Below are 11,655 nucleotides of genomic sequence, written 5' to 3'. Positions count from 1 at the left end.
GAATGGGGGGACATCCATGTCGATCACAGTATATGAAGCGCTTCAATTACCAGAGATGAAAGAAATAAAATTGATCGCAGGAAAACAGGGGCTTCACAATAACATTAAATGGATCACGATTGTAGAAGTGATGGAGGATGTTTCACGCTTACATGAAGGTGAGTTTTTAATTACAACAGCGTATGGTTGGCATGAAGCAGAAGGATTTTATTCAGATTTAATCGATACGCTAGCGAGCAGGAAACTATCAGCACTCGCCATTCATACTGGCTTCTATCTCGATGTGATTCCAACTAGTATGATCGAAGCTGCTAATCGTACGGGGCTACCTTTACTCGAGATACCTAGAACGATGAACTTTTCAACTGTGACGAGGAGTATCCTCGAACAGCTCGTTAACAAACAGCTTTCTATGCTCGCATATACGCAGCGAATACAAGAAGATTTAACTTCACTCGTTTTAAAAAACGTGGGACTTTCTGTCATTTCACGATCTCTATCGAAGCTTATCAACGGAAATGTGTTCTTATATGATAAAGATCAAAACCTATTAGCAAGTTCATCACTCGTTCATAGAAAAATTCACGTAGAGGAGACGTATCATATAAGAGGAGATGGACGGGTCATCGGTAAGATGGTGATTCAAAAAGAAGGTGACATCTCACCTTTAGACCGCCTAGCGTTAGAGCAAGCTATCCCGATCTTTGCAATCGAATTTCAAAAACTACAAATTATTCATGATACGAAAGTTCAAATTCAAGCTGATTTCTTAGATATATTGCTTACAAAGAACTATGAAAGTGAAGAAGCCATCCTAAAGAAAAGCAATGAATTAGGATTTGATTTCGAAGGAAAGAATCGAATCGTCATCATCTCCTCAAATAACCTCGAACACCTAGAAAAGTTCGTTCACGAACGGCTTATAACCAAGACAAAAGGCATTGCAAAAAGGAAAATCGATCACCTTATACTTTTACTCACAGGAGATTTAACTGACATCGATGCATTTCAAACTCAGAGCTCTTCTTCTGGTATCAGCTCCTACGTCGTCGGAATTCATGATCTCGACAAGGCACTCAAAGAAGCTTATGCCGCTCATTTATTCTCAAAGTATAAAGGTAATCCAATCGTAATGTATGAAGAACTTGGCGCGTATCAAATGTTTATACAGCTAAAAGACAATGGCGTAGACCTCAAAACGTACTACGAACCTCTTTTGCTTCCAATTATCCATTATGATGAAAAACATCAGTCAGAACTTCTTAAAACACTTGAGACGTTTCTTGAAAACAATCTCGTCATCAATCGAACCGCAGAAAAACTTTTTGTTCATCGCCACACATTAAACTATCGAATCAAACAGCTTGAGAAATTAACCGGTATCAACATTTATTCCTACGAGCTTCGCATTCACATTCAAATCGCACTGTTAGCTTATCTAACCGACCGTATTCTTTCAAATTAAAGTCCGCACGCATTCGAGCGTGCGGACTTTTTATTATCGTCAGAAAATTGGTTATCCACAGAATTCTGTGGGTAATTACTCACCGACCATGATACCCCCTAAACTTTCAAAAATACCTCTATAGGGTATATGGTTTCACCTGTTGATAAGTGTCAGAAAGCTTATCATACTAAGGATTCCTCCATTTATCAACAGGTGAGAAAAAAGGGGATTGTGGAAAAAAGGATCGATTCAGTCCATTTCGACGATACCAATAAAACTATGCTACAATTATGTTTATATTGTTCTCTGAAAGGAAGACGCGACTATGGAACACCTCCTCAACCCAAAAGTAAAATCAATTGAAATATCAGGTATAAGACAATTCTTTAATATGGTTGCTGATTACAAAGACATGATTTCACTCACGATCGGTCAGCCAGACTTTCATACTCCAGAGCACATTAAAGATGCTGCGAAAGTTGCAATCGATAACAATAAAACTACGTATACACACAATGCTGGTATGATCGAGTTACGGAAAGCAGTTGGACATTTTGTCCAATCAAAATATGGCTTATCTTATGATCCAAATCATGAGATCATTACAACTTCAGGAGCGAGCCAAGCTATAGACATAACGTTACGTACGATTCTAACGGAAGGCTCAGAAGTTCTATTGCCTGGACCTGTGTACCCAGGGTATGAGCCGATCATTACACTCTGTGGAGCAACACCTGTTCATATCGATACAAGACAGAATGACTTTAAGCTTACACGTGACTTAATTGAAAAATCTTTGACTCCAAAAACAACATGCATCATTCTTCCTTCGCCTTCAAATCCGACAGGCGTAGCTCTTTCTGAGCAAGAATTAGCTGATCTATCCGAGTTACTGAAAGATAAGGAGATCTTTGTTTTATCTGATGAAATTTATTCAGAGTTAGCATTTTCCGGAAAGCATACCTCGATCGCACAATTTGAAGGGATGCGAGATAAGACAATCGTCATCAACGGATTATCTAAATCACACTCAATGACCGGGTGGCGAATCGGTTTCCTATTCGCCCCAGCGAATATCGCAAAGCATATTTTAAAGGTTCATCAGTACAACGTTTCGTGTGCTTCTTCCGTATCACAGCATGCTGCATTAGAAGCTCTCGAGCATGGGGCAACAGATGCCATTCCAATGAGGACAGAATATGAAAACCGAATGAACTATGTGTTTAACAGACTTGTAGACATGGGCCTCTCTCCTGTTAAGCCTGATGGCGCTTTTTATATCCTCCCATCGATCGAACAATTTGGCATGTCTTCCTTTGACTTCGCTATGAAGCTTGCAAAGGAAGGAAACGTTGCTGTAGTCCCAGGAAGCGCGTTTTCAGCATATGGTGAAGGCTATGTGAGGATTTCGTTCGCATACGATATGGAAATTCTAAAAGAAGGCATGGATCGTCTCGAGTCATTCCTCTCTAAGTTGTAAAATAAAAAACGAGTCCTGATTGTTGAATCAGGACTCGCATTTTTTTTACGGTTCGATAGGATTGTCTTCATAGCTAATCCAGTCACTAAAACTGCCGGGATAAAGCTTTGCGTCAATTCCTGCATCGTGATAGGCCAGTAGGTTCACACAAGCGGTTACACCTGAGCCACAGTAGATGATCGGGGCATTATTTTCTTTCGTTACCCCTCCCCTACTCTCTTTGTCTTTCCACGTATGATCTGAATTTAAGTGGTTTTTCCAAAACAGGTTCGTCGCAGTTGGGATATGACCAGCTCGATTATCGATCGGTTCATTTTGTCCTAAATACCTTTCTTCCGCTCTCGAATCGATGATTTTTTCTCCTCGTTTGATTGCGTCTCTTACCTCTTCCATCGTAACGATCATTTCCTCATTAAGTGTAATAGGGTATGCGGTACGCTTCACTTCTACTTCTTCCGATTCAAGTCCATATCCAGCATCTTCCCATGCTTTAATTCCACCATCGAGAACTGCTCGATTCGTATGACCAGCGTAGCCAAGTAGCCACCATAACCTTGAAGCCATAGCGCCCATTTGTCTGTCATATGCAATTACGTTTGAGTTCTCGTTGATTCCAAGCTTTTCTAATGCAGCCTGTAGCTTGTCCCTGTTCGGGAGGGGGTGCCTACCGCCATGCTTTTTTACTGGTCCTGATAGATCCTTCTCTAGATCTGCATAACGAGCACCAGGGATATGTCCATTAAGGTATGCGTTGTACCCACTTTCTTTGTCAGATAAATCATATTGGCAGTCTACTACTATAGTATCTTCATCACCGAGGTTTTTCTTTAACCAGTCAACTGATACAATATTGTTCATCTGTCTCCCTCCTCTACTTTGCTAGGTACTTAAGTTCGTTGATCTTACTTGCAAGCTGCTTTTTCTCAATAGAGCTCATTTTCATTTCGATTTGAGACTCTACAAACTGATCTACACTCTTCTCGATGTTTTTTCTTACATTGATCACTTGCTGATCATAAAAGCGATGAGCCTTGCTTTCTAAACTTTCTTTAATACGTTCCACATATCGTTTCAGCGGCTCCTCTAGAAGAGCTGAGAGTTTTGTTTGCAGGTTTGCACTACCTTGTTGTTCAAAGAACTGCTTTGAACTTTTATATTCTGACCGAGCAGTCTTCACTAGTTCTTCACTAGAAATCCATTTTTTTAAAGAAGCTGTAAATTCTGGAGTTTCCATCTCCTCAATTTTATCCATTTCACTTAAGAAATCTGGCAACTCTTTGTTGATCAAATTGAATAATTCTCGATGATTTGATTTCAATTCATGTTGAATAAAATAGTCCATCCTTAGTGAAGCTGCTCTCATTTCTTGAATCAAATCTTTTTCTAAGTCCCCTATAAGGTCGTTTATCGCTTTACCTAACCCCTCTTTTCTAGTAAGCATGGACGGGTTAAATGCTTCCTTGTAAAAATCACCAAACCGATAAAAAAGACGTTGAGGAATATAATGAATTAGCTCTTCAATTTCTTGTTTGATCTTACTTTCTGTAGACTTAACAGAATACTCATTTATCTTCTTGACCGCATTCGACTTCGCTGTTTTTAACCGCTCGATATCCTCTTCCTTCTCAACACTATTACTATCAAAATTCGTTAACCATGATTCAAGCATCACAATCATTCGGTTAAGCTCACTCCAGTTCGACTGGATTGCCATTTTCGATAGATCAGACTCAATGAACGTATAGAAACGATCTTCAAACCGTTTCACACCGCCCTTTTCTTGCAATACGTCCGGAAGTGTTGAAACGCCAGCTTCATCGGTCATGGCAACTAAACTCGATACTGGAAATAGCGTAGGCTGTCGTATCCCGTATTGAGCAAGTTGGTCCTCAACATGTTCTTCAACAATCGAAAGTTCCTCACTATCTTTTGCAAGGTCTGCCGCATTCAACAAGAAGAACATCTTATCCATTTCAAAAACGTCTTTAACTCTACCGAGCTGGATGAGAAACTCTCTGTCAGCCTTTGAAAATGCGTGATTATAATAGGTAACATAGAGAATCGCATCTGCTTCCTTGATGTATTGAAAAGCAACCCCTGTATGCCTCGCATTGATCGAGTCAGCCCCTGGCGTATCGACTAGAGTGATTCCTTTTCTAGTAAGAGCGTTGTCATGATATAAGGAGATGGAAGCGATAAAACAAGCTCTAGATTCGTTAACAACTAAATCTTTGTACTCTTCTATCGCAACAGTACGACGTTTTCCTAAATAATCAAGCTGTGATTTACCTTCTAAAACCGCTCTTAAAAACAATGCGTGTGGTTTTGTATCTGATGATTCTCTTGCGAATATTTTTCCACTCTCAATTAAGCGTAAACTATCTTCAATCGAGAAAGTTTTCTCACCGAAGAACGCAAGTGAATGCTGAATATCTTTTAGCAGTTCTTCCTCAGTTTTATAAAACACATCAGCTGTTTCGTGCACGTGGTCAGGGCTTACGGGACATACTCTGTTTAGAGTTGCCGTCGTAGGATTTGGAGATGAAGGAAGAACTCTCTCACCGATCAGCGCATTAGCAAATGAAGATTTACCAGCGCTAAACGCCCCAAAGAGAGCAACCGTGTACGATTTGTGCTCAAGCTTATCCGCTCTTGACAGCAGTGAACGACGACTTTGAGTAAGTCCAGGAACGTCTTCGATTATCTCGGCAGCCTTATTCAATGCTGTGACGGTTTCTTTTCTAGACGGTAGATCATCATGAGAGCTGGTATCGGCAATCGTTTTTTTTCTCTCTACATGCGTTCTTTTTATAGATTCAGTCGAGTGATCAGGTTCTACATAAATTACCTCTTTTTTAGGAAGCTCAAGAAGCTCTTCCATATCGATTCCTTTAGCTTCTGAATCGCGTTTCCCTGTTAATAGATCTTCCAATCCTTCTTTCGTTTTGGACGCTTCATTCACTAACTTGAAATATTCCTTCGCTCGTTCTTTACCTACTGCATTAGAGAATTTCTCTTTCTCTTCTTCTTGAAAATTTTGCAATTCTTTCTCTAATTTCTCTATAAGAGCGTCTTTTTTTCGTTCTGATTGTCCTTTGACCTGAGACTTCAACCTGTTTGATATATTCTCTGTGAAGTGTAAAACAGCCTCGCCAGTTGCTCCTGTACCTTTTTCAGCTTCATGCTTCACAATCGCGTAATCAACCGAAACGGCATAGTCAGCTAATTCATTCTTCTGAACCATTCCTGCCTCTTCTTCTAGTGAAAGTAGCAACTGTTGAAAATGCCATTCTAATTGAGACTTGACCTGTTCTTTTAGTTTCTCTACGAAAACATCGTGCCGCTGTTCTCTTTCTTGCTCCGTTTTTTTATCGCGGAAAATCAATCCAACTTTGAAGCCCGGCTGTATGGATTCGAGGTATGCCCTTCCTGCCTCTCTTACCTCATAAGGCATCAACATAGCACCCTTCGTAATGTTTGTTGCCTCAGAATCGAAAGTTGCCTGCATTTGAGCAATTCTTTCTTTTTGTGATGCGATTGCTTTTGACATAGCAGACACAGCGTCGCTCACTTCATCATCTTCTGGATGAACCGTCGTCACTTCGTTAATCAATGATTGGGCAGACTCGTATACGCTCAGAACCTTGTCTTCTTTTGATTTTTTTGCAAGTCCTTCAATATACACCTTCAGTTGCTCAAACTGGTTATGTGGGTGAGAACGGTCCCTGAGTGAGATGAAGAAGAAGGACTCTAACGTCATGCCCCAAGCTTGAAAAGAAGAAGCTACAGACTTCTTAAACGCGCTAAAGGATAACTCTGATTCTTTGTGTTTATCGATTTGATTGACGATTAAAATAATTTTCTTTTTCTGACGATGGAGCTCACGAATGAATTGATAGTTCACTTCAGATTGAACATGGTTGTAATCCATTACATAAAACACAACATCAGCTACATACATTGAATTCTCAGTCGCTAATCGGTGCGCCTCATCCGTTGAATCGATTCCTGGCGTATCGATAAGAATGACGTCCTCTTCAAGAAAAGACGACGGAGCACTCAACTCGACTTGAGCCACTTCATCACCGTTCAGACAGTAGTTTTTTACTGTGTCAATATTGTATGGTGCTTGAAACACCATTCTTTTGCCATTAAAGAAATCTACGGCTGCACCCTCTTCTCCACTTCTCACCCTTACTGTGTTTGCACTAGCAGGTATCGGACTCGATGGTAGTAGATCTCGATCGAATAATGAGTTGATTAAAGTAGACTTTCCAGCAGAGAAATGACCAGAAAATAAAAAGTGCTGCTCTCTACTCTCAAGCTTCGCAATTAGCTGTTCGATTTTAGAAACTTCTTTAGAATCCAACTCGTTTTTGATTAGTGCTAGCCTCTTTATCAGTAATTCTGTATTTTTTAGTTGTACTGTCTGCTGACTGTTTTTCATATCGTTCCGCTGCCTTTCAAAGTAGTGTCTCTATAAGGATAACGTTTTCAAATGGTTTTTCCCAGTATTTATATATGAAAAAAAGCCGGGAAAGGCCCCGGCTATGATAATTAAGAATTTTTCTTTTTGTCGTTAAACTTACGGCGCTTTGCACCTGAACTACGGTCTTGACGGTAGTTTCCTTTACGTCCACCGCGGTCGTTGCGGTTACGACGGTCGCGGCCGCCACCACCACCTCGGCCATGGCTTTTCTTCGCACGTAGAGGTGCGATGTCTGTAATTTTAACTGGCGTTGTATCTGGTTCTCTAGTTAGAAGCTTAAGAGCTGCAGATACGAGCGTTACTGGATCGTGATCGTCTAGAAGCTGCTCAGCTGAAGAACGATATCCACTGTGATCTTGTTCTTCGATCGTGCTTTGAAGCTGTTGGATAGCAGACTGCTGCTGCCCTTCCATCGCTTCAGCAAAGCTTGGAATCGAACGCTTTTGCATCGAACGCTTCGTGATCTTTTCGATCGTCTTAAGGTGATCGTATTCACGATGCGTGATAAATGTTGAAGCTAGACCGGACTTACCAGCACGTCCTGTTCTACCGATACGGTGAACATAGCTTTCTGGGTCTTGAGGAATATCGAAGTTATAAACGTGTGTAACTCCGCTGATATCAAGACCACGAGCAGCCACGTCTGTTGCTACCATGATATCGATGGTACCGTCTTTAAACTGTTTGATCACCTGGTCACGTTTGCCTTGAGGAAGATCACCATGGATGCCTTCTGCCATATAGCCACGTTTCTTAAGGCCTTCCGCTACTTCATCAACACGTTTTTTCGTTCTACCGAAAACGATTGCTAGCTCAGGAGCCTGAATATCAAGAAGACGACAAAGTAGATCGAATTTCTTCGGTTCACGTACATCGTAGTAATGCTGATCGATTTGAGGAACAGTCATTTCCTTTGATTTCGTTCTAACCGTCTCAGGGTTCGTCATGAACTTCTCTGCAAGGATCGCGATACGCTTAGGCATCGTCGCTGAGAATAGAAGCGTTTGACGCTGTTCAGGAACACCTTTAAGAATTTTTTCGATATCTTCGATGAAGCCCATGTTAAGCATTTCATCTGCTTCGTCAAGGACAACGAAGGAAACTTCTTGAAGACGGATCGTCTTACGTTCCATATGATCGATTAGGCGTCCTGGTGTTGCTACAACGAGTTGAGGGCGCTTTTTAAGGGCTTTGATCTGATGACCGATACTCTGACCACCGTAGATCGGAAGCGCACGTACACCCTTTGCTTGGCCGATACGATTCAATTCTTCAGCTACCTGTACAGCAAGCTCACGAGTAGGTGCAAGCACGATTCCCTGTACATGTGATAGAGATGTATCGATTTTCTCGATCATCGGAATACCAAACGCTGCAGTTTTACCCGTACCCGTTTGAGCCTGTCCGATTACATCTTTATTCTGTAGTCCTAGAGGAATCGTACCAGCTTGAATTGGTGTCGTTTCTTCGAAGCCCATCTGATTTAAAGCTTCGAGTATTGTATTACTTAATCCAAGGTCTTGAAATTTTTTCAACGTATAAAAACTCCTTTTTACATTTAAATGCTATAAACTGGAGAATGCTCTCCACATCATTTTTAAAAAGAGCATTTTCCTTATGTTGGAAAATGCTCTAAACAAGCAATTCTTCATTCACATATAGCGCTAATTAACAGTACCACTATCGCATTAAAAATTCAACTGCGAGAAAAAAATATTTTACATTTATGAATCGGCTTTCGGAAGTCGTTTTTTGAATTCCTTTTGCAGGAGAGCGGTTACATCCCCCATGGTTCCTGATCCGATTTGATTACCACTCACTTCGATAATAGGTCTAACTTCCTGTGTTGTACTCGAGATAAAAACTTCATCGCTTTCAAGTAGTTGTGACTTACTGAACGCTTTTTCAACAGTGGTGATCCCAGAATCCTCTGCAGCACGTAAGATTGCTCTTCTCGTAATGCCATCAAGGATGAATTGATTAGCAGGGTGCGTGTAAAGAACGCTATCCTTCACCATGAATACATTCGTAGAACTTCCCTCTGTCACGATTTCTCCTCTATGGAAGATCGCCTCATCAAACCCTTGTTTTTTGGACTCTTCTTTTGCTAGTACATTCCCTAGCAAGTTTAAGCTTTTAATATCACAGCGCAGCCATCTAATATCTTCTGTGAACATGGCCTTCCCAGGTGGAGGTGTTTCATTACTTTCATATTCTTTGGTATATGCCACTACCACAGGTTCAGCTTTTGAAGGGAATGGATGATTACGAGGTGCGACGCCTCGAGAAACTTGCATATAGAGGTGTCCATTCGAAACGTTATTCCGTTCGACTAGCTCATTCACTTTCTTAGTGAACGTTGCTTGGTCGAAAGGCAGATCAATATGAATTTCCTTGGCACTTCTTACTAATCGCTCAAAATGACCTTCTAATTCAAAGAAGCAGCCATCATAGATTCGTATCACTTCATAGACACCGTCACCGAATTGATATCCTCTATCTTCTATATTAATAGAAGCGTTTTCTTTTGATATTATTTCATCATTTAATAGAATCATGTTAATCCACTCCCGTCTAACATATATACCATTTCACCTTAACATATTCTTTGTGTCGAAAGTATAAACACACTTTTTAATTTTAATACAAATTATCTATTTACAAATTGTGGCTATTAGACTAGTATTTGTATCTGTAGAGAACATTCTAACATTTCAGGAGGTTACACGGATGAAAAAGGTTTTATCTCTAACTATGCTTCTGGTTCTAGTATTCGCAGCAGCTTGTAGCAATGGTAATGGCGCTAACGAAAATGCTTCTGAGAATAACGGCCAGAACAACGAGCAAGCTAGCTCTGAAGAAAATGGTGATCAAACTGATGTTAAAGGTGCATTACTTGATTTCCAAATGAACCTTACAGGTATGATCAATGAAAAAGATGCACCGATCGCCGCTTTTGAAGCTGCTAAAGCGCAAGAAGAAAAGCCATCTGATGAAGAGCTTGCAACGATGAAAGAAGAAGCAAAAACTGCTGCAAACACGATCGCTGAAGATATTCGTGGCATGGAAATTCCAGCTGAACTTGAAGCTCACAAGAGTGACCTTGAAGCCGCTCTAGAAGATCTTGCAAAAGCATATGAAACAAAAGCATCAAACCTATCTGATGAAGCTGGTTATGTTTATGAAGAATCAGATAACCTATTCGCTTCAGCTGAAGAAAAGTTAGCAACAGTTTACGAAGACGCTGGACTTACAGCTCCAAGCATCTCTGCAGAAGTAGCTGACTAATATAAAAAACCGTTACTCTGTAACGGTTTTTTATATTGACTTCATATAGATCAAAATCCATAGATCGTCATGCCGCCATCTACAAATAGTGTTTGCCCCGTCATATAGTCCGACGCTTCAGAGGACAAAAACACGGCAGCTCCGACAAGATCCTTCAATTCTCCTACTCTATTCATCGGTGTTCTTGATAAGATATCTTCAAGATATTCCTTATTCTCAAGCAATTGATCCGTTAGTGGTGTTCTGAAATACCAAGGACCGATCGCATTTACTGAAATACGATCTTCTGCCCACTCTAGCGCTAAATTCTTCGTCATTTGTATCATGCCCGCTTTCGTTGCAGCATACACAACACCCGTACGAAGAGCTACATGTCCTGCAACTGAGGAAACATTGATTATCTTACCTCCCCCATGTTCCCTCATGATGGCTGCGCATGCTTGCGACATAAAAAACGCCCCCTGAAGGTTCGTTTGGAAAATCTTATTCCATTCATTTTCCGTTACGTCTGAAGCTTTCGATCGGATATTCATGCCAGCGTTATTAATCAATACATTGATCTTCCCAGCTTCTTGATAAATCTGCGACACCGCTTCTTCAATTTCTTGTTTGCTCGTTATATCTGTTTGAATCGGATAAGCCTTTCTCCCCTTATCTCTGATCAAACCTGCCGTTTCTTGAATATCAGAAGAAGTTCTAGCAAGGATTGCAACATCTGCACCTGCTTCAGCCGCACCGATCGCAACGGCTCTTCCAATCCCTTTTCCTCCTCCTGTTACTACTACTACTTGATCTGTCAATTCGAATGAAGGTAAATAATTCACCAAAGCCCACCCCTTGTAAAAATTGTGTCACATGAATTTCTTCTAGATATCGGGCGAACTTCCTGCAACTATTTAATTAACATAATGTTGTTATGGTAATCAAAACAAAAAGATTATGTATGGATAA

At 40.7% G+C, this 11,655-nt stretch carries 8 protein-coding genes; 3 read left to right on the top strand and 5 right to left on the bottom strand.

Annotated features, from left to right (window positions below; translation table 11 throughout):
* The first annotated feature begins 16 nt into the window (after positions 1-16).
* Together PFZ69_RS15590 and PFZ69_RS15585 are read left to right on the top strand one after the other, a co-directional pair.
* Positions 17-1,465: a PucR family transcriptional regulator gene (locus PFZ69_RS15590; RefSeq protein ID WP_270181965.1), complete on the top strand. Its 1,449-nt coding sequence runs from the start codon at positions 17-19 to the stop codon at positions 1,463-1,465.
* Between the two features lie 307 nt (positions 1,466-1,772).
* A complete protein-coding gene (locus PFZ69_RS15585) occupies positions 1,773-2,927 on the top strand; it encodes an aminotransferase A (RefSeq protein WP_270181964.1) in 1,155 nt (384 codons plus the stop codon).
* 45 nt (positions 2,928-2,972) lie between these two features.
* On the opposite strand, the gene PFZ69_RS15580 is transcribed toward PFZ69_RS15585, so the two are convergent.
* From PFZ69_RS15580 to dat, 4 genes are all read right to left on the bottom strand, one after another.
* Positions 2,973-3,785 (bottom strand): sulfurtransferase, encoded by an 813-nt coding sequence (locus PFZ69_RS15580; protein ID WP_270181963.1) that lies wholly within the window; start codon positions 3,783-3,785, stop codon positions 2,973-2,975.
* A 13-nt stretch (positions 3,786-3,798) separates the two neighbouring features.
* A complete protein-coding gene (locus tag PFZ69_RS15575; RefSeq protein WP_270181962.1) occupies positions 3,799-7,374 on the bottom strand; it encodes a dynamin family protein in 3,576 nt (1,191 codons plus the stop codon).
* A gap of 110 nt (positions 7,375-7,484) precedes the next feature.
* Complete coding sequence (locus tag PFZ69_RS15570; RefSeq protein WP_270181961.1) at positions 7,485-8,951, bottom strand: DEAD/DEAH box helicase; 1,467 nt, start codon at positions 8,949-8,951, stop codon at positions 7,485-7,487.
* A gap of 189 nt (positions 8,952-9,140) precedes the next feature.
* A complete protein-coding gene (dat, locus tag PFZ69_RS15565) occupies positions 9,141-9,974 on the bottom strand; it encodes a D-amino-acid transaminase (RefSeq protein WP_333489744.1) in 834 nt (277 codons plus the stop codon).
* A gap of 172 nt (positions 9,975-10,146) precedes the next feature.
* Between dat and PFZ69_RS15560 the strand changes: the two genes are divergently transcribed.
* Positions 10,147-10,704, top strand: a complete 558-nt coding sequence (locus tag PFZ69_RS15560) for a hypothetical protein (RefSeq protein WP_270181960.1) — start codon at positions 10,147-10,149, stop codon at positions 10,702-10,704.
* 50 nt (positions 10,705-10,754) lie between these two features.
* On the opposite strand, the gene PFZ69_RS15555 is transcribed toward PFZ69_RS15560, so the two are convergent.
* Positions 10,755-11,528 carry an SDR family NAD(P)-dependent oxidoreductase gene (locus PFZ69_RS15555; protein ID WP_270181959.1) on the bottom strand — a complete coding sequence of 258 codons (774 nt, stop codon included), beginning with the start codon at positions 11,526-11,528 and terminating at the stop codon, positions 10,755-10,757.
* Positions 11,529-11,655: the final 127 nt, after the last annotated feature.

It is taken from the genome of Alkalihalobacillus sp. CinArs1 (assembly GCF_947387515.1).
GTDB lineage: Bacteria > Bacillota > Bacilli > Bacillales > Guptibacillaceae > Guptibacillus.
The sequence above is the reverse complement of the archived record's forward strand: the minus strand, read 5'-3'. Positions and strand labels throughout refer to the sequence as shown.

What these genes read in the sequence shown, in the direction of transcription:
- PFZ69_RS15575 (WP_270181962.1), bottom strand. Translation starts at nt 7,374, where the DNA reads ATGAAAAACAGTCAGCAGACAGTACAACTAAAAAATACAGAATTACTG.
- dat (WP_333489744.1), bottom strand. Translation starts at nt 9,974, where the DNA reads ATGATTCTATTAAATGATGAAATAATATCAAAAGAAAACGCTTCTATT.
- PFZ69_RS15560 (WP_270181960.1), top strand. Translation starts at nt 10,147, where the DNA reads ATGAAAAAGGTTTTATCTCTAACTATGCTTCTGGTTCTAGTATTCGCA.
- PFZ69_RS15580 (WP_270181963.1), bottom strand. Translation starts at nt 3,785, where the DNA reads ATGAACAATATTGTATCAGTTGACTGGTTAAAGAAAAACCTCGGTGAT.
- PFZ69_RS15585 (WP_270181964.1), top strand. Translation starts at nt 1,773, where the DNA reads ATGGAACACCTCCTCAACCCAAAAGTAAAATCAATTGAAATATCAGGT.
- PFZ69_RS15590 (WP_270181965.1), top strand. Translation starts at nt 17, where the DNA reads ATGTCGATCACAGTATATGAAGCGCTTCAATTACCAGAGATGAAAGAA.